13 protein-coding genes and 1 tRNA gene are annotated in these 18,457 nt (G+C 67.9%); 2 read left to right on the top strand and 12 right to left on the bottom strand.

Going from position 1 to position 18,457, the window contains the following annotated elements; genetic code table 11:
- Positions 1-158: 158 nt before the first annotated feature.
- Positions 159-1,151 (bottom strand): glycosyltransferase family 2 protein, encoded by a 993-nt coding sequence (locus ACIRG6_RS13015; RefSeq protein WP_403322504.1) that lies wholly within the window; start codon positions 1,149-1,151, stop codon positions 159-161.
- 150 nt (positions 1,152-1,301) lie between these two features.
- Here ACIRG6_RS13015 and ACIRG6_RS13020 point away from each other — a divergent pair, with 150 nt between their 5' ends.
- Complete coding sequence (locus ACIRG6_RS13020; protein ID WP_403322454.1) at positions 1,302-2,654, top strand: glycosyltransferase family 39 protein; 1,353 nt, start codon at positions 1,302-1,304, stop codon at positions 2,652-2,654.
- Between the two features lie 102 nt (positions 2,655-2,756).
- On the opposite strand, the gene ACIRG6_RS13025 is transcribed toward ACIRG6_RS13020, so the two are convergent.
- The 11 genes from ACIRG6_RS13025 to ACIRG6_RS13075 all read right to left on the bottom strand — a co-directional run bounded on the left by ACIRG6_RS13025 (position 2,757) and on the right by ACIRG6_RS13075 (position 16,891).
- Positions 2,757-6,656: a DNA-directed RNA polymerase subunit beta' gene (locus ACIRG6_RS13025; RefSeq protein ID WP_189229166.1), complete on the bottom strand. Its 3,900-nt coding sequence runs from the start codon at positions 6,654-6,656 to the stop codon at positions 2,757-2,759.
- A gap of 97 nt (positions 6,657-6,753) precedes the next feature.
- Positions 6,754-10,239 carry a DNA-directed RNA polymerase subunit beta gene (gene rpoB / locus ACIRG6_RS13030; RefSeq protein WP_239765447.1) on the bottom strand — a complete coding sequence of 1,162 codons (3,486 nt, stop codon included), beginning with the start codon at positions 10,237-10,239 and terminating at the stop codon, positions 6,754-6,756.
- A 580-nt stretch (positions 10,240-10,819) separates the two neighbouring features.
- Complete coding sequence (gene rplL / locus ACIRG6_RS13035; protein WP_189229168.1) at positions 10,820-11,203, bottom strand: 50S ribosomal protein L7/L12; 384 nt, start codon at positions 11,201-11,203, stop codon at positions 10,820-10,822.
- Positions 11,204-11,317: 114 nt separating this feature from the next.
- Complete coding sequence (gene rplJ, locus ACIRG6_RS13040) at positions 11,318-11,848, bottom strand: 50S ribosomal protein L10 (protein WP_003974311.1); 531 nt, start codon at positions 11,846-11,848, stop codon at positions 11,318-11,320.
- A 301-nt stretch (positions 11,849-12,149) separates the two neighbouring features.
- A complete protein-coding gene (locus tag ACIRG6_RS13045) occupies positions 12,150-12,998 on the bottom strand; it encodes a LolA-like protein (RefSeq protein ID WP_403322506.1) in 849 nt (282 codons plus the stop codon).
- Between the two features lie 98 nt (positions 12,999-13,096).
- Positions 13,097-13,885 (bottom strand): hypothetical protein, encoded by a 789-nt coding sequence (locus tag ACIRG6_RS13050; RefSeq protein ID WP_403322457.1) that lies wholly within the window; start codon positions 13,883-13,885, stop codon positions 13,097-13,099.
- Between the two features lie 144 nt (positions 13,886-14,029).
- Positions 14,030-14,755 carry a 50S ribosomal protein L1 gene (rplA, locus tag ACIRG6_RS13055; protein ID WP_062664059.1) on the bottom strand — a complete coding sequence of 242 codons (726 nt, stop codon included), beginning with the start codon at positions 14,753-14,755 and terminating at the stop codon, positions 14,030-14,032.
- Between the two features lie 108 nt (positions 14,756-14,863).
- Entirely contained in the window at positions 14,864-15,298 is a 435-nt protein-coding gene (gene rplK / locus ACIRG6_RS13060) for a 50S ribosomal protein L11 (protein WP_006130605.1), read from the bottom strand.
- 170 nt (positions 15,299-15,468) lie between these two features.
- The gene (gene nusG / locus ACIRG6_RS13065) at positions 15,469-16,344 is read right to left on the bottom strand and encodes a transcription termination/antitermination protein NusG (protein WP_403322459.1); all 876 of its coding nucleotides are present in this window, start codon (positions 16,342-16,344) and stop codon (positions 15,469-15,471) included.
- 78 nt (positions 16,345-16,422) lie between these two features.
- Positions 16,423-16,710, bottom strand: a complete 288-nt coding sequence (secE, locus tag ACIRG6_RS13070; RefSeq protein ID WP_189229172.1) for a preprotein translocase subunit SecE — start codon at positions 16,708-16,710, stop codon at positions 16,423-16,425.
- Between the two features lie 108 nt (positions 16,711-16,818).
- A tRNA-Trp gene (locus tag ACIRG6_RS13075) sits at positions 16,819-16,891 on the bottom strand.
- A gap of 270 nt (positions 16,892-17,161) precedes the next feature.
- On the opposite strand from ACIRG6_RS13075, the gene ACIRG6_RS13080 reads away from it, so the two are divergent.
- Positions 17,162-18,388, top strand: a complete 1,227-nt coding sequence (locus ACIRG6_RS13080; RefSeq protein WP_239765443.1) for a pyridoxal phosphate-dependent aminotransferase — start codon at positions 17,162-17,164, stop codon at positions 18,386-18,388.
- The last annotated feature ends 69 nt before the right edge of the window (positions 18,389-18,457 follow it).

The raw sequence follows: 18,457 nt of genomic DNA on the forward strand, positions 1-18,457 counted from the left end.
AAGGCCAGGGCACACCCCAGGCACAAGGTCTGAGCGTACCTATCGCATTCGCTGCGGTCAAAACAAATGGGCGAGACCGACGCCGGCGCCCGGCTCGCACCATTTTCGCCCGGTCCGCTCCCGCCGCTCGGCAAGGCGCGCGGGGGCCGCGCACCGGCTCAGGCCCGCGGCTCCGGAATCCGCGCCCCGCCCCGGCCGGCGGGGGTCCCGGAGCCCGGGGTGCCGGCGCGCTCGGCCCCGGGCTCGGGCTCCGCGGCCGCCGTGTCGTACCGGACGAAGTACGTGGGCCTGTTCTGCACCGCCGTGTAGATCCGGCCGACGTACTCGCCGAGCAGGCCCACGCAGACCAGCTGCACGGCCCCGATGAACACGATCCCCGTGAAGAGCGAGGTCCAGCCGGGCACCGTGTGGCCCAGGGCGAAGGCGGTCAGCGTGTAGACCAGCAGCCCCAGGCAGACCAGGAAGGCACCGGCGCCCAGCCAGGTGGCGATGCGCAGCGGGGCCGCGGAGAAGCCCGTGACGCTGTCGACCGCGAGGCGGATCATCCGGCCGAGCGGGTACTTGGTCCGGCCCGCGGTGCGCGGCGCGCGCTGGTAGGTGACCTGGCCGCTCGGGAAACCCAGCCAGGGCACCAGGAGGCGGTAGACCCGCTGCTGGTCCGGCAGGGCCTTCAGCGCCTCCACCGCGGCCCGGCTGAGCAGCCGGAAGTCACCCGCCTGCGCGGGGACCGAGGGGCCGGCCAGGCGGCGCATGAGCCGGTAGTAGACGCCCGCGGTCCTGCGCTTGAACCCGGTGTCGCTGCTGCGGTCCGCCCGGACGCCGTAGACGATGTCGAGGCCCTCGGCGCGGGCCAGCGCCAGCATGTCGGGAATCTTCTCCGGCGGGTCCTGGAGGTCCGCGTCCAGACTCACCACGTAGGCCCCGGCCGCCCGGTCCAGGCCGGCGGTGAGGGCGGCCTGGTGGCCGGAGTTGCGCCGCAGCGCGATCACGCGCAGTTCCGGCCAGCCGAGCCGGAAGGCGGCGAGCAGCTCCGCGGTGCGGTCGGCGCTGCCGTCGTCCACCGCGACGACCTCGTGGGCGACGTCCAGCTCCGTCAGCACCGGCCGCAGCCTGCTGACCAGCGCGGGCAGGGCCTCTTCCTCGTTGTACATGGGTATGACGACCGACAGCACGATCGCCTCGTCCCGTTCCTCGGGCACCGGCCCTCCCCTCACCCCTGAAGCAGAGCACAGATGTGCGACTCTGGTGCGATCTTATGGCAGCGATTGCTCGTTGAGGGCGGACCGAGGGGGATGACAGGCATGGACACGGCTGCCGACGACACGGCGACCGACGCGTCCCTCGGCGCACGGGACCAACTGTCCGCCGCACACGATTCGGCCGGGCAGCGGACGGGGACCGGGACCCTGGACCGGGCCCGGGCGGCCTGGGAGGGCCGACGGCCCGCGTGGACCCGGCGCCTCACCCTGCCGGCCGGCGCGCGCCCGTACCTGCCCGCGCTCGCCCTGTACGGCGTCACCAAACTCGTGGGCCTCACCGTCTTCGCCTCCCTGCTGGAGTACGCCGGGGACTACCACGACAAGAAGCCGCGCTTCGGCGGCGGCGCCCACTGGTGGGACGTCCTGGCCACCTGGGACGGCTGGTGGTACCTCCAGGTCGCCGAGCACGGCTACCACCCCTCACTGATACGACTCGACTCCGACGGCCTGTTCACCGTCCAGCAGAACTCGGTGGCGTTCTTCCCGCTCTACCCGGCGCTGATCCGCATGGTCTCGGAAGCCACCGGAATCGGCCTGTACGGCTCCGGCATCCTGGTCTCCGTCCTGGCCTCGTTCGTCGCCGCCGCCGGTATCTACGCCGTCGTCCGCCTGGTCGCCGGAGCACGGGCGGGCACCATCGCCGCGGGACTGTGGGCCGTGGCGCCCGGCGCGGGCGTCGAGTGGGCGGTGTACTCCGAGTCCGTGTTCGTCGCCATCGCCGCCTGGACCTGCTACGCCGTGATGACCCGGCGCTGGGTCGCGGCCGGTCTGCTGGCCTGTGTCGCCGGCTTGAACCGGCCCACGTCCGCGGTGCTCATAGGCGCCGTGGGACTCGCCGCGCTGGTGACCCTGGCCCGCCCCGCGAGTCGACGCGAACACGGCGTGTGGGGCCCGCTGTACGCCATGATCGTCGCCCCGCTGGGCCTGCTGTTCTACGTCGCCTGGGTCGGCTACAGCACCGGCGAGCCCTCGGCGTACTTCATCCTCCAGCGCGAGGGCTGGGCGCACTTCTTCGACTACGGCGCCTACACCCTGGACGTGCTGCGCAACCTGGCGGTGGGCCGCAACGACTACGTCTTCGCCTTCTCCACCCCGGACCTGCTCTCCCTCCAGCTGGTCCTGGCGCTGCCCTTCCTCATCGCCCTGATGCTGCGCAAGAAGCCCCCGCTGGTGCTCGTCGCCTACACCCTGGCGTCGGTCATCACGGTCCTGGGCACCCAGCAGATGTTCGGCAACACGATGCGCTACCTGCTCCCCGTCTTCCCCCTCCTCCTCGCCCCGGCAGCGGCCCTGAGCCGCCTGAAACTGCCGAGCCTGGCGGTGTTCTTCACGACGGCGGCGATCGCGTCGGGGTGGTACGCGCACTACGTGATCTTCGAACTGGGCGTGCCGTAGGCCGGCGGTCGCCGGGGCCCGGCACGCCGGGCCCCGGACACGCCGAAGGGCGGCCACCCCTCGCGGGGTGACCGCCCTTCGGTCGGTCAAGCGAGCACTCGCTTACTGGTTGTACGGACCGTAGTCGTAGTCCTCCAGCGGGACGGCCTGGCCGGAGCCGGTGCCGAACGGCGAGTAGTCGATGTCGTCGTAGCCGACGGCCGAGTACATCGCGGCCTTGGCCTCCTCGGTCGGCTCGACCCGGATGTTGCGGTAGCGGGACAGGCCCGTACCGGCCGGGATGAGCTTACCGATGATGACGTTCTCCTTGAGGCCGATGAGGCTGTCGGACTTGGCGTTGATCGCCGCGTCCGTCAGGACTCGGGTCGTCTCCTGGAAGGAGGCGGCCGACAGCCAGGATTCCGTCGCCAGCGAGGCCTTGGTGATACCCATCAGCTGCGGACGACCGGAGGCCGGGTGACCGCCCTCCTGGACCACACGACGGTTCTCGGTCTCGAACTTCGACCGCTCGACCAGCTCGCCGGGCAGCAGCTCGGCGTCGCCGGACTCGATGATCGTCACGCGGCGCAGCATCTGCCGGATGATGATCTCGATGTGCTTGTCGTGGATCGACACGCCCTGCGAGTTGTAGACCTTCTGGACCTCGCCGACCAGGTGGACCTGGACGGCACGCTGACCCAGGATGCGCAGCACGTCGTGCGGGTTGGTGGCACCCACGGTGAGCTTCTGGCCCACCTCGACGTGGTCGCCCTCGCCCACCAGCAGACGGGCACGCTTCGAGATCGGGTAGGCCGTCTCGTCGCTGCCGTCGTCGGGGGTGACGACGATCTTCTTGGTCTTCTCGGTCTCCTCGATCCGCACGCGGCCGGAGGCCTCGGAGATCGGGGCGACACCCTTCGGGGTACGGGCCTCGAAGAGCTCGACCACACGGGGCAGACCCTGGGTGATGTCGTCACCGGCCACACCACCGGTGTGGAAGGTACGCATCGTCAGCTGGGTACCGGGCTCACCGATGGACTGGGCGGCGATGATGCCGACCGCCTCACCGATGTCGACCAGCTTGCCGGTGGCCAGGGAGCGGCCGTAGCACATGGCGCAGGTGCCGACCTGGGACTCACAGGTCAGGATCGAGCGGGTCTTGACCTCCTCGACACCGTGGTGCACCAGCTGGTCGATGAGCACGTCACCGAGGTCGACGTTGGCCGGCGCGATCACCTTGCCGTCGATGACGACGTCCTCGGCGAGCATGCGGGCGTACACGCTGGTCTCGACGTCGTCGGCCTTGCGCAGCACACCGTCCTCGCCGCGCTCGGCGATCCGCAGCTTCAGACCGCGCTCGGTGCCGCAGTCCTCCTCGCGGATGATGACGTCCTGGGAGACGTCGACCAGACGACGCGTGAGGTAACCCGAGTCGGCGGTACGCAGAGCGGTGTCCGCCAGACCCTTACGGGCACCGTGCGTGGAGATGAAGTACTCCAGCACGGACAGACCCTCACGGAACGACGCCTTGATCGGACGCGGGATCGTCTCGTTCTTCGCGTTCGACACCAGACCACGCATACCGGCGATCTGACGCATCTGCATCATGTTGCCTCGTGCACCCGAGTTCACCATCATGAAGATCGGGTTGGTCTTCGGGAAGTTGTCGTTCATCGCCTCGGCGACCTCGTTGGTCGCCTTGGTCCAGATCGCGATGAGCTCCTGCGTGCGCTCGTCCTTGGTGATCAGACCGCGCTCGTACTGCTTCTGGACCTTCTCGTCCTGCGCCTCGTAGCCCTTGACGATCTCCTTCTTCGCCTCGGGAACGACGACGTCGGAGATGGCCACGGTGACGCCGGAACGGGTCGCCCAGAAGAAGCCGGCCGCCTTCAGGTTGTCGAGCGTCGCCGCCACGATGACCTTCGGGTATCGCTCGGCGAGGTCGTTGACGATCTCGGAGAGCTGCTTCTTGCCGACCTCGTAGTCGACGAACGGGTAGTCCTCGGGCAGCAGCTCGTTGAAGAGCGCGCGGCCCAGCGTGGTCTTCAGGGTGAAGGTGTCACCCTGCTGCCACTCCGGCTCACCCTCCTCGCGCGCCGGGGGCTCCCAGCCGCGGGGCGGGATGGTGCCCACCGGGAAGCGGATGTCGACCTTCGACTGGAGCGACAGGTCGCCCGCGTCGAACGCCATGATCGCCTCGGCGGCGGAACCGAAGGCACGGCCCTCGCCCTTGAGGTCGCGGCCCTCGCCGTCGGTGGTGAGGAAGAACAGACCGAGGACCATGTCCTGGGTCGGCATCGTCACCGGACGGCCGTCGGCCGGCTTGAGGATGTTGTTCGAGGACAGCATCAGGATGCGGGCCTCGGCCTGCGCCTCCGCGGACAGCGGCAGGTGCACGGCCATCTGGTCACCGTCGAAGTCCGCGTTGAACGCGGTACAGACGAGCGGGTGGATCTGGATGGCCTTGCCCTCGACCAGCTGCGGCTCGAAGGCCTGGATGCCGAGGCGGTGCAGCGTGGGCGCACGGTTCAGCAGAACCGGGTGCTCCGCGATGACCTCTTCCAGCACGTCGTACACGACCGTGCGGCCGCGCTCGACCATGCGCTTGGCGCTCTTGATGTTCTGCGCGTGGTTCAGGTCGACCAGGCGCTTCATCACGAACGGCTTGAAGAGCTCCAGCGCCATGGCCTTGGGCAGACCGCACTGGTGCAGCTTGAGCTGCGGGCCGACGACGATGACGGAACGCGCCGAGTAGTCGACTCGCTTACCGAGCAGGTTCTGACGGAATCGACCCTGCTTGCCCTTCAGCATGTCGCTGAGGGACTTCAGCGGGCGGTTACCGGGACCGGTGACCGGGCGACCACGACGACCGTTGTCGAAGAGGGCGTCCACGGCCTCCTGGAGCATGCGTTTCTCGTTGTTCACGATGATCTCGGGCGCACCGAGGTCGAGAAGCCGCTTCAGGCGGTTGTTGCGGTTGATGACGCGGCGGTACAGGTCGTTCAGGTCGGAGGTCGCGAAGCGGCCACCGTCCAGCTGCACCATCGGACGCAGGTCCGGCGGGATGACCGGCACGCAGTCCAGCACCATGCCCTTGGGGCTGTTGCTGGTCTGCAGGAACGCGGAGACGACCTTGAGGCGCTTGAGCGCGCGGGTCTTCTTCTGGCCCTTGCCGGTGCGGATGATCTCGCGGAGCTTCTCGGCCTCCTCGTCGAGGTCGAAGGACTCCAGGCGCTTCTGCAGCGCGGCGGCGCCCATCGAGCCGTCGAAGTAGGTGCCGAAGCGGTCGCGCAGCTCGCGGTAGAGCAGCTCGTCGCCCTCGAGGTCCTGGACCTTGAGGTTCTTGAACCGGTTCCACACCTCGTCGAGGCGGTCGATCTCGCGCTGCGCACGGTCGCGCAGCTGCTTCATCTCACGCTCGGCACCCTCGCGCACCTTGCGGCGCACGTCGGCCTTGGCGCCCTCGGCCTCCAGCTCGGCCAGGTCGGTCTCGAGCTTCTTGGCGCGGGCCTCGAGGTCGGCGTCGCGGCGGTTCTCGATCTGCTGACGCTCGACGGAGACGTGGGCCTCCAGCGAGGGCAGGTCGCGGGTGCGGCGCTCCTCGTCCACGAACGTGATCATGTACGCGGCGAAGTAGATGACCTTCTCGAGGTCCTTCGGCGCCAGGTCCAGCAGGTAGCCCAGGCGCGACGGGACGCCCTTGAAGTACCAGATGTGGGTGACGGGGGCGGCGAGCTCGATGTGGCCCATCCGCTCACGGCGCACCTTGGCGCGCGTGACCTCCACGCCACAGCGCTCACAGATGATGCCCTTGAAGCGGACGCGCTTGTACTTGCCGCAGTAGCACTCCCAGTCCCGGGTCGGACCGAAGATCTTCTCGCAGAAGAGTCCGTCCTTCTCGGGCTTGAGCGTGCGGTAGTTGATGGTCTCGGGCTTCTTGACCTCGCCGTGGCTCCACTGACGGATGTCGTCAGCGGTGGCCAGACCGATCCGGAGCTCGTCGAAGAAGTTGACGTCGAGCACTATGCGTCAATCCCTCTCAGGGTTGTAAGTCTTGGGGTCTGAAACGGGGGTCCTGGGGCCGGCGGGCCTTGATCGCTCAAGGCCCGCCGGACTCCCGTCAGACCTCTTCGACGCTGCTCGGCTCGCGCCGGGACAGGTCGATGCCGAGCTCCTCCGCAGCGCGGAAGACGTCCTCGTCGGTGTCGCGCATCTCGATGGACATGCCGTCCGAGGACAGCACCTCCACGTTGAGGCACAGGGACTGCATCTCCTTGATGAGCACCTTGAAGGACTCGGGGATGCCGGGCTCAGGGATGTTCTCGCCCTTGACGATGGCCTCGTAGACCTTCACGCGGCCGGTGACGTCGTCGGACTTGATGGTCAGCAGCTCCTGGAGGGCGTACGCGGCGCCGTATGCCTCCAGCGCCCACACCTCCATCTCACCGAAGCGCTGGCCACCGAACTGGGCCTTACCACCCAGCGGCTGCTGGGTGATCATCGAGTACGGACCGGTCGAACGGGCGTGCAGCTTGTCGTCGACCAGGTGGTGCAGCTTGAGGATGTACATGTAGCCGACCGAGATCGGGTCCGGGAACGGCTCACCGCTGCGGCCGTCGAACAGCCGCGCCTTGCCGGACGGGAGCACCATGCGCTCGCCGTCGCGGTTCGGGATGGTGTGCTGCAGCAGACCCGCGAGCTCGTCCTCGCGCGCACCGTCGAAGACCGGGGTGGCGACGTTGGTACCGGGCTCGACCTTGTCGGCGCCGATGACCTGGAGACGCTGCGCCCACTCGTCCGCGAGGCCGGAGACGTCCCAGCCACGGCTGGCGAGCCAGCCGAGGTGGATCTCCAGGACCTGTCCCGGGTTCATTCGGGACGGCACACCCAGCGGGTTGAGGATGATGTCGACCGGGGTGCCGTCCTCCAGGAACGGCATGTCCTCGATCGGCAGGATCTTCGAGATGACGCCCTTGTTGCCGTGACGGCCGGCGAGCTTGTCACCGTCGGTGATCTTGCGCTTCTGCGCGACGTAGACGCGCACGAGCTGGTTGACACCGGGGGGAAGCTCGTCGCCCTCCTCGCGGTCGAAGACGCGGACGCCGATGACCTTGCCGATCTCGCCGTGCGGGACCTTCAGCGAGGTGTCACGGACCTCACGGGCCTTCTCACCGAAGATCGCACGGAGCAGGCGCTCCTCCGGGGTCAGCTCGGTCTCACCCTTGGGCGTGACCTTGCCGACGAGGATGTCACCGGCGACGACCTCGGCACCGATGCGGATGATGCCGCGCTCGTCGAGGTCGGCGAGGACCTCCTCGGAGACGTTCGGGATGTCCCGGGTGATCTCCTCGGGGCCCAGCTTGGTGTCACGGGCGTCGACCTCGTGCTCCTCGATGTGGATCGAGGAGAGGACGTCGTCCTGCACGAGGCGCTGCGACAGGATGATCGCGTCCTCGTAGTTGTGACCCTCCCACGGCATGAAGGCGACCAGCAGGTTCTTGCCGAGCGCCATCTCGCCGTTCTCGGTGGCCGGACCGTCGGCCAGGACCTGGCCCTCGATGATCCGGTCGCCCTCGCTGACGATGACCTTCTGGTTGACCGAGGTTCCCTGGTTGGACCGGGAGAACTTGGCCAGGCGGTACGTGATGTACGTGCCGTCGTCGTTGGTGGTGGTGATGTAGTCCGCGGAGACCTCCTGGACCACACCCGCCTTCTCGGCCTTGACCACGTCGCCGGCGTCGACCGCGGAGCGGTACTCCATGCCGGTGCCGACGAGCGGCGACTCGCTCTTGATGAGCGGGACGGCCTGACGCATCATGTTCGCGCCCATGAGGGCACGGTTGGCGTCGTCGTGCTCGAGGAACGGGATCATGGCGGTCGCGACCGACACCATCTGGCGCGGCGAGACATCCATGTAGTCGACGTCGTCACCGGGGACGTAGTCGACCTCGCCGCCACGGCGACGGACCAGCACGCGGTTCTCGGCGAAGCGGAACTCGTCGGTCAGCGGCGCGTTGGCCTGCGCGATGACGAAGCGGTCCTCCTCGTCGGCGGTCAGGTAGTCCACCTCGTCGGTGACCTGGCCCTCGACGACCTTGCGGTACGGCGTCTCGATGAAGCCGAACGGGTTGATCCGTCCGTACGAGGCGAGCGAGCCGATCAGACCGATGTTCGGGCCTTCCGGCGTCTCGATCGGGCACATGCGGCCGTAGTGCGACGGGTGAACGTCACGGACCTCGAAGCCGGCCCGCTCACGGGAGAGACCACCCGGGCCGAGCGCGTTGAGACGACGCTTGTGCGTCAGACCCGACAGCGGGTTGTTCTGGTCCATGAACTGGGACAGCTGGCTGGTGCCGAAGAACTCCTTGATGGAGGCGACGACCGGCCGGATGTTGATCAGGGTCTGCGGCGTGATCGCCTCGACGTCCTGGGTGGTCATGCGCTCGCGCACGACCCGCTCCATACGGGCGAGACCCGTACGGACCTGGTTCTGGATCAGCTCGCCGACGTTGCGGATGCGGCGGTTGCCGAAGTGGTCGATGTCGTCCGTCTCGACGATGATCGACCGGCCCGACTCGCCGACCGTCTCGGTCTCACCGGCGTGCAGCTTCACCAGGTACTTGATGGTGGCGATGATGTCGTCGGTGGTGAGCACGCCGGCGTCCAGCGGCTCGTCCGCGCCGAGCTTCTTGTTCACCTTGTAGCGGCCGACCTTCGCGAGGTCGTAGCGCTTCGGGTTGAAGTAGAGGTTCTCGAGCAGCGTCTGCGCGGCCTCACGGGTCGGCGGCTCGCCCGGACGCAGCTTGCGGTAGATGTCGAGCAGCGCGTCGTCCTGGCCCTGGGTGTGGTCCTTCTCCAGGGTGGCGCGCATGGACTCGTACTCGCCGAACTCCTCGAGGATCTGCTCGGTGGTCCAGCCGAGAGCCTTGAGGAGGACGGTCACGGACTGCTTGCGCTTGCGGTCGATGCGGACACCGACCATGTCGCGCTTGTCGATCTCCATCTCCAGCCAGGCACCCCGGGACGGGATGATCTTGGCGGAGAAGATGTCCTTGTCGGACGTCTTGTCGATGGAGGAGTCGAAGTAGACACCCGGCGAACGGACCAGCTGCGACACCACGACACGCTCGGTGCCGTTGATGACGAAGGTGCCCTTGTTCGTCATGAGCGGGAAGTCGCCCATGAAGACGGTCTGGGACTTGATCTCGCCGGTCTCGTTGTTGGTGAACTCGGCGGTGACGAAGAGCGGGGCCGCGTACGTGAAGTCACGGTCCTTGCACTCGTCGATGCTGTTCTTCGGAGGCTCGAAACGGTGGTCGCGGAACGTCAGCGACATCGACCCGGAGAAGTCTTCGATCGGCGAGATCTCCTCGAAGATCTCTTCCAGACCGGACTTGGTGGGGACGTCGTGACCGGACTCCAGAGCCGACTCGACGCGAGCCTTCCACGCGTCGTTGCCGAGCAGCCAGTCGAAGCTCTCGGTCTGCAGCGCGAGAAGGTTCGGAACCTCGAGGGGCTCCTGGATCTTTGCAAAGGAGATGCGCAGCGGGGCGGTGCTGGCAGCGTTGTTCGTATTCGCGGTCGAGGCATTGCGCGAGGCGGCCAAGAGGGGGTCCTTCCGAGGGCTCGGACTCACTACGCGCGTACCGGCCCCTCTTCCTCACACGGAGACAGGGAGTGCCTGATGTGGCTCGAGAGCCAGGTCAGACATGCTCTGGTCGTCAGTGCTCGGGCGAGGGCAGACCCCTGGTGACGGGCAGGGGGCAGCTAACAGGCAGCGCAAAGGGTCAGTGTAGCCACTTGGCACACTGATGTCCAGTGAAGGTTTCCCGAACCGTGTCCGCTCCTCGTTGTACTCACCACCTGCGGCAAGGCCTCGCCCTCAACGCACCGTGATACTGCCCTCTTCGCCGTGGATCCATGCCTCGGATTCGGATCCGTGTGACGACGCGTCCTGAGAATTGCGCGCTGCGTGCGGTTCGTCAAGGCCCCCCTTGTCCAAACCGGCTGCCGTCCAGGGACTCTCAGGGTCCCGGAGACGGCACGACGAAGATCACCATACTCTTCGCCGTCACCCGTGCAAGGCAGCCGCCGCCCGACCCCCGGAACGCCGAAGAGCGACCACCCGGATGGATGATCGCTCTTCGGCGCTTGGGCGTTACAGGCCCTGACGGACCTGTGAGGTGTTACTTGACCTCGACCGAGGCGCCGGCGCCCTTGAGGGACTCGGCGGCCTTCTCGGCCTGCTCCTTGTTGACCTTCTCGAGGACCGGCTTCGGGGTGCCGTCGACGAGGTCCTTGGCCTCCTTCAGACCCAGGGAGGTCAGCTCACGCACGACCTTGATGACCTGGATCTTCTTGTCGCCGGCGCCGGTGAGGATGACGTCGAACTCGTCCTTCTCCTCCTCGGCCGGGGCAGCGGCGGCCGGGCCGGCCGGGCCCGCGACGGCCACGGCGGCGGCGGCGGTGACGTCGAACTTCTCCTCGAAGGCCTTCACGAACTCGGAGAGCTCGATGAGGGTCATCTCCTCGAACTGGGCGAGCAGGTCTTCCTGGCTGAGCTTCGCCATGATGGCGGTCCTTCCACTAATTCGGCAGGTGCCGGATGTACGGGGTGAGGCGGGCGTACGTCGGGCCCGCATCGGCCCTCGCCTCAGGCGGCGAGAGCCGGAAAGCGAGCCGAATTACTCGGCACCGCCCTGCTCGTCCTGCTTGGCACGGAGCGCGTCCACGGTGCGGACGAGCTTCGAGGGAAGCGCCTGGAAGAGCTGAGCAGTCTGGGACTGCTTGCCCTTGAAGGCACCCGCCAGCTTGGAGAGCAGAACCTCGCGGGACTCGAGGTCCGCAAGCTTCTTGATCTCGTCGGCGGACATCGCCTTGCCGTCAAGGACACCGCCCTTGATGACGAGATTGGGGTTGTCCTTGGCGAAGTCGCGCAGACCCTTCGCCGACTCCACCGGGTCACCGGTGACGAAGGCGACGGCCGTCGGACCAGCGAAGAGCTGGTCGTCGAGCGTGATCCCGGCCTCGTTGGCCGCAATCTTGGTCAGCGTGTTCTTCACCACGGCGTACTGGGCGTTCTCACCGAGCGACCGGCGCAGCGTCTTGAGCTGCGCCACGGTGAGACCGCGGTACTCGGTCAGCACGGCGGCGTTGGAGCTGCGGAACTTGTCCGTCAGCTCGGCAACCGCGGCAGCCTTTTCGGGCGTCGCCATAGAGCCTCGGCCTCCTTCCGGGTGATTCGGACCGCGCGGACCCGAAGGAGGTCTGGGGAAAACGAAACGCCCCGGCGCAGGCGCACGGGGCGTGACTCGACCGGTCATACGCGCTCGGGGCGCGGACTCCGGGAGTTCATCCACTGTCACCTGCGCGGGTCGTCCGCAGTTCAGCGGATCCTTCGGCCACCGTGCCCTCTCGCGAGCACACGGCAACGACCAGCGGTCTTTGGCTTCGGTAGGAGAGTACGGGAACGGGGCAGTCTCAAGCAAATCCGCCCGTACGGCGACCCGGCCGGCCTCAGCCGGTCCGGCCCTCCTGCATCATCTCGGCCAGGTCCACGGTCTCCCCGGCCGGCGGGGCGGTGACCTTCACGGGCTCGTTGAAGCCGAGGAAGGTGACGGTCATGTCCAGCGGGCCCTTGTCGGCGTCGCCGCGCATGCGGAACTGCTTGGCCTGGTCGTCGCCGTCGATCCACATGTCCATCGTGAGCTTGTCGACGCCCATCTTCTCGTACTGTTCGAGGCTCTTGCGGCGCTGGTCCTGGGTGGCCTTGTCCTCGTCCGCGAGGGACTTCTCCAGGGCGTCGAGGGTGACGGTGCCCTTGTAGTGCGTGGTCTGCACGCCGTCGACGGTCTCGGTGCCGACCTTCTCCACGTCCTTGGCGCCGGTGAGGAAGGTGGACTCGGCCGCCGGGTTCTTGTCGGCCTGGGAGGCGCTGCCGAGTTCGCCCAGCTCCTTGTCGGCGCCCGTCGCGGCGAGGTCGAACTTGATCCAGCTCTTGCCGTCCATCTCCTTGGCCGCCTCGGCGCCGCCGTTGAGGTAGAGGGCCTTGTCGACGAGCCGGATCTCGGCGGTCGCGTCGACGCCCTGGTCGGGCGCCTTCATCTTCATGGCCATCGCGACCGTCGGCTTGAGCTGCATCTCGGCCTCGGCCTCGACCCGGCCCTCCTCGGGGGCCCGGCCCTTCATGCGGTAGTGGAGGGAGCTGATGTCCTCCGTGTTCTTCGCCGCCTTGGCCACGGCCGCCGCCGGCGTCATCTCGGGGGACTTGTCCGCCCCCTCGTCCTTCGAACAGCCCACCGCGCCCGCGGCGAGCAGCAGGGCGGCCAGCCCGGCGCCCACGGGCACGCGCACAGAAGTCTTCAGCATGGATTCCCCCCACGGGACACAGGAAATGAACGGCCGTCACACAGCCAGGACGCGAGCGTATCCGAGACGGTTCTTGCGATCTTGTGATTTCCGGGTCAGGAGCCGTCGGCCGGTGTCTTCAGCAGCTCCTTGAAGTCCGCCGTGTCGGCGGCCGGGGGCAGCTCGACGGACACGGGGACGCCGTAGTCGCTGTAGTAGGCGGTCTGGGACAGCTCGCCCGTCTCCGTGCGTCCCCGCTCGGTCTTCTTCACCAGCAGGTCCTGGGCGTCGACCCAGATGTCGACGGTCCGTCCGGTGTCGCCCGCCACCGTGCCGGACCAGTGCGTGGTGCGCCGCCCGCTCGTCGTCTCCTCGCCGACCTCGTGCACGTCGTCGGAGGTGAGCAGCAGTTCCACCGCCTCGTCCGGGGCGGTGTCGCGCATCCGGTCCGCGAAGCCGGCGCCCGCGCCGTCGCCGAGGTCCTCCAGGTCGGCGTACACGTACTTGATCCAGTGCCTGCCGCCCACCCGGGCGGCGAAGGCGTCGCCCATCTTCGCGTAGTAGGCGTCGGGCAGGTAGCGGGCCTCCATGGAGGTGGCGCCGAGCCGACGCATCGCGTCGGCGGTCGTCCCGCCGGTGTACGTGAGCGTCAGGGTGCCGGTGAGGCCGTCGCCCCAGCGGAGGACGCCTTCGGCCTCGAGGGACAGCTCGTCGCCCACGACGGTCGTGGAACGGACCCACGCCGAGCCGGCCCGGCTCGTGGCGCGTTCCACGGCACGCAGCGGCTCCGCCCAGGGGACGGGGTCGTCTTCGGTGGGGCCGGAGGGGATGCAGGCGGTCAGGCACGCCAGCACGGCCGTCACCGCGATCGAGAGGGCCGTACGGTGTGCCGTCGTGCTCGTCATGTCCCCACCCCTGTGCGCGTCACCTGCCCGCACGCTAGCCCAGGCTCCCGGCTCCCGTACCGGGAAACCCGGGCCCGGAAAAGGGGACGGGCCCCGCACCTCGGAAGGTGCGGGGCCCGTGAACCGGTTGGGCGAGCCGTTGGCTCAGACCGCGGCCGGGTCCTCCTCGACGAGGAGGTTGCGGGTGCGGTTGGAGTCGACCGGAATGCCGGGGCCCATCGTGGTGCTGATGGCGGCCTTCTTGATGTAACGGCCCTTGGCGGCGGACGGCTTCAGACGGAGGATCTCCTCCAGCGCCGCGCCGTAGTTCTCCACCAGCTTGGTGTCGTCGAACGACGTCTTGCCGATGATGAAGTGCAGGTTCGAGTGCTTGTCGACGCGGAACTCGATCTTGCCGCCCTTGATGTCGTTGACAGCCTTGGCGACGTCCGGGGTCACGGTGCCGGTCTTGGGGTTCGGCATGAGACCACGGGGACCGAGCACGCGGCCGAGGCGGCCGACCTTGCCCATGAGGTCCGGGGTGGCGACGACGGCGTCGAAGTCCAGACGGCCCTTCGACACCTCGTCGATCAGTTCGTCGGCGCCGACGATGTCGGCGCCCGCGGCACGCGCGGCCTCGGCACGGTCGCCGGTCGCGAAGACCAGGACCCGGGCGGTCTTACCGGTGCCGTGCGGGAGGTTCACGGTGCCACGGACCATCTGGTCGGCCTTGCGCGGGTCGACACCCAGGCGGAAGGCGACCTCGACGGTTCCGTCGAACTTGGTCGTGGAGGTCTCCTTGGCGAGACGGACGGCCTCGAGCGGGGCGTAGAGCTTCTCCCGGTCGATCTTGGCGTCCGCAGCGCGGAGAGACTTGCTGCGCTTGCTCACTACTGCTCCTGTTGGCTTCTTAGGAGTCGTGGTCCGGGCCGAGCAGGCCCTGCCACACTGTCCTGACCCCACGGCTACCGCCGCGTGGCTTGCTTACGGGGGTGGAGGTCAGCCCTCGACCGTGACGCCCATGGAACGCGCGGTGCCGGCGATGATCTTCTCGGCGGCGTCCAGGTCGTTGGCGTTGAGGTCGGGCATCTTCGTGGTGGCGATCTCACGGACCTGGTCACGCGTGATCTTCGCGACCTTGGTCTTGTGCGGCTCGCCGGAGCCCTTCTCCACGCCCGCGGCCTTGAGGATCATCTTGGCGGCCGGCGGCGTCTTGGTGATGAAGGTGAAGGAGCGGTCCTCGTAGACCGTGATCTCCACCGGGATGACCCAACCGCGCTGCGACTCGGTCGCGGCGTTGTAGGCCTTGCAGAACTCCATGATGTTGACGCCGTGCTGACCCAGCGCGGGGCCGACCGGCGGAGCCGGGTTGGCCGCACCGGCCTGGATCTGGAGCTTGATGAGCCCCGTGACCTTCTTCTTCTTGGGAGGCATAGCTCTCCGGGTCCTTTCGATTCGGGTCCTGCCCGCATCCGGGGAACCACCCGGACACAGGCATACCGCACAACGATAACGGGTATGGATGCGCGGCCAAAAACCGAGCAGGTCAGACGACGCGCGAGCGTTCGTCTGACCTGCTCGGAAGCGGTACGTCCGAAGAAGTGCTAGTTCTTCTGGATCTGGTCGAAGCTGAGCTCGACCGGGGTCTCGCGGCCGAAGATCTCGACGAGGCCCTTGACCTTCTTCGAGTCGGCGTTGATCTCGTTGATCGTGGCCTGCAGCGTGGCGAACGGGCCGTCCGTGACGGTGACCGAGTCGCCGACCTCGAAGTCCAGCACCTGGACCTCGACCTTGCGCTGCGGAGCCGGCTTGCCCTCGGCCTCGGCGGCCTCGCGGGCGGCCTTCTCCTCGGCCTCGGGGGCGAGCATCTTGACGATCTCGTCCAGCGTCAGCGGGTACGGGTCGTAGGCGTTGCCCACGAAGCCGGTGACGCCGGGGGTGTTGCGGACGACGCCCCAGGACTCGTTGGTCAGGTCCATGCGGACCAGGACGTAACCCGGCAGCTTGTTCTGGCGGATCGTCTTGCGGTCGCCGTTCTTGATCTGGACGACCTCTTCCTGCGGCACCTCGGCCTGGAAGATGTAGTCCTCGACGTTGAGCGAGACGGCGCGCTGCTCGAGGTTGGTCTTCACGCGGTTCTCGTAACCGGCGTAGGTGTGGATCACGTACCACTCGCCGGGCAGGACGCGCAGCTCCTGGCGGAGCTTCTCGATCGGGTCGAGCTCGGGCTCGGGCTCCGCGGTCTCCGCGTCGGCGTCCTCGATCTCGGCCTCGGCGGCCTCGTCCTCTGCGGTCTCGTCCGCGTCCTGGACCTCTGCGGCCTCGTCCTCGTCCTCGACGACGGCGTCGGCAGCCTCGACCTCGGTGGAGGTCTCGGTGTCTTCGTTGTCCGCGCCCTCGACAATGCCGAGCTCGTCCTCGACGGACTCGACAGCCTCCCCGCGAGGCTCAACGGCGTCGTTCACGTTCGGGTCAGACACGGTGGCTGCTTCTTCCTGGATACATAGGGGTGGAACACGCGAAAGGGGCGCCGGGTACCTCGGCGCCCTTCGCTCGACTCAGCCGAAGACGTACTTGGCGGCGTGGCTGAAGCCATAGTCAATCAGAGTCACCAGGCCGATCATGATGACCACGAAGATGATCACGACCGTGGTGTACGTCGTCAGCTGGTTGCGACTGGGCCAGACGACCTTGCGGAGCTCCGCGACGATCTGGCGGTAGAAGAGCGCGAGGCGCTTCAGCGGACCCTTCTTGGCCCGCTTGCCGCCCTTGCGGGGCTTCTTCTTGGAGTCCGGCGCCTCGTCCTGGGCATCAGGCATGTCGATGGAGCCCACGGCGTCCGTCACTCGTCCTCACCTGATTCCGGGTCGTGGCCGTGCCGCGCCCGGTCTGAGCCGCACGGCGTTGCATTGCTGTACGTACATGCGCACACATCCTGGCGAAGGTGTGTGTAGCAGGGCCGGAGGGACTTGAACCCCCAACCGCTGGTTTTGGAGACCAGTGCTCTACCAATTGAGCTACGACCCTTTGTGTGTCCCCAACGTACCGCATCCGCCCGGATACCTGTGGGCACCGAGTGTGTGCGGGCCGCTGAAGGCCAACGAGGTGAGAGTGTACGTGCTCGCGGGCCGGGCGTCGAACAGAAAGGGCCCGTCGGGCGCCCCGACGGCGATCGTTGGCCGAAGATCGCCCAGGCCGTGCGGTGGATCCGGACTGTTGTTCAGGCTTTTGCCCGGTCATGTTCAGTCCGTGAAACCCGTGTGCCGGGGAGGTTTCCGGTCTGGAACGATGGGCCCCATGAGCGCTGCAACCCCTCCCACCGAGCGCCGGGTCTCCGCCCGAGTCGGCGCGATCTCCGAGTCCGCCACCCTCGCCGTGGACGCCAAGGCCAAGGCCCTCAAGGCCGCCGGGCGACCGGTGATCGGCTTCGGCGCCGGTGAACCCGACTTCCCGACGCCCGACTACATCGTCGAGGCCGCGATCGAGGCCTGCAAGAACCCGAAGTTCCACCGCTACACGCCGGCCGGCGGACTGCCCGAGCTGAAGGCCGCCATCGCCGCGAAGACCCTGCGCGACTCGGGCTACGAGGTCGACCCGTCGCAGATCCTGGTCACCAACGGCGGCAAGCAGGCCATCTACGAGGCGTTCGCCGCGATCCTCGACCCGGGCGACGAGGTCATCGTCCCGGCGCCGTACTGGACGACGTATCCGGAGTCGATCCGGCTGGCCGGCGGTGTGCCGGTCGAGGTCGTCGCCGACGAGACGACCGGCTACCGGGTGAGCGTGGAGCAGCTGGAGGCCGCGCGCACGGAGAAGACCAAGGTCGTCCTCTTCGTCTCGCCGTCGAACCCGACGGGTGCCGTGTACAGCGAGGCCGAGACCGAGGCGATCGGCCAGTGGGCCGTCGACCACGGCCTGTGGGTGCTGACCGACGAGATCTACGAGCACCTCGTCTACGGCGACGCCTTCTCCGTCTCCATGCCGGCCCTGCTGCCCGAGCTGCGCGACAAGTGCATCGTCGTCAACGGTGTCGCGAAGACGTACGCGATGACCGGCTGGCGGGTCGGCTGGGTCATCGGCCCGAAGGACGTCGTCAAGGCCGCGACGAACCTCCAGTCGCACGCCACGTCCAACGTGTCCAACGTCGCCCAGGCGGCGGCGCTGGCCGCGGTCTCCGGTGACCTGGAGGCCGTGGCGAAGATGCGGGAGGCCTTCGACCGGCGCCGCAAGACCATCGTGCGGATGCTCAACGAGATCGACGGCGTGCTGTGCCCGGAGCCGGAGGGCGCGTTCTACGCCTACCCGTCGGTGAAGGAGCTGCTCGGCAAGGAGATCCGCGGCAAGCGTCCGCAGGACACCGTGGAGCTGGCCGCGCTGATCCTGGAGGAGGCCGAGGTCGCGGTGGTGCCCGGCGAGGCCTTCGGCACGCCCGGTTACCTGCGGCTGTCGTACGCGCTCGGCGACGAGGACCTCGTCGAGGGCGTGAGCCGGATCCAGAAGCTGCTGGCGGAGGCCAGGGACTGACGGTCGCTCTTCCGGCAGGGGCCACACCTCGACGTCGAGGTGTGGCCCTTGTTGTTTGTTTGTGCGAGC

Origin of the sequence: Streptomyces flaveolus, from assembly GCF_044765825.1 — a bacterium.
GTDB lineage: Bacteria > Actinomycetota > Actinomycetes > Streptomycetales > Streptomycetaceae > Streptomyces > Streptomyces flaveolus.

Bases quoted from the DNA above. Each gene is read 5' to 3' on its own strand.
- ACIRG6_RS13015 (WP_403322504.1), bottom strand. From the start codon at position 1,151: ATGTACAACGAGGAAGAGGCCCTGCCCGCGCTGGTCAGCAGGCTGCGG.
- ACIRG6_RS13020 (WP_403322454.1), top strand. From the start codon at position 1,302: ATGGACACGGCTGCCGACGACACGGCGACCGACGCGTCCCTCGGCGCA.
- rplL (WP_189229168.1), bottom strand. From the start codon at position 11,203: ATGGCGAAGCTCAGCCAGGAAGACCTGCTCGCCCAGTTCGAGGAGATG.
- rplJ (WP_003974311.1), bottom strand. From the start codon at position 11,848: ATGGCGACGCCCGAAAAGGCTGCCGCGGTTGCCGAGCTGACGGACAAG.
- ACIRG6_RS13050 (WP_403322457.1), bottom strand. From the start codon at position 13,885: ATGACGAGCACGACGGCACACCGTACGGCCCTCTCGATCGCGGTGACG.
- rplK (WP_006130605.1), bottom strand. From the start codon at position 15,298: ATGCCTCCCAAGAAGAAGAAGGTCACGGGGCTCATCAAGCTCCAGATC.
- ACIRG6_RS13080 (WP_239765443.1), top strand. From the start codon at position 17,162: ATGAGCGCTGCAACCCCTCCCACCGAGCGCCGGGTCTCCGCCCGAGTC.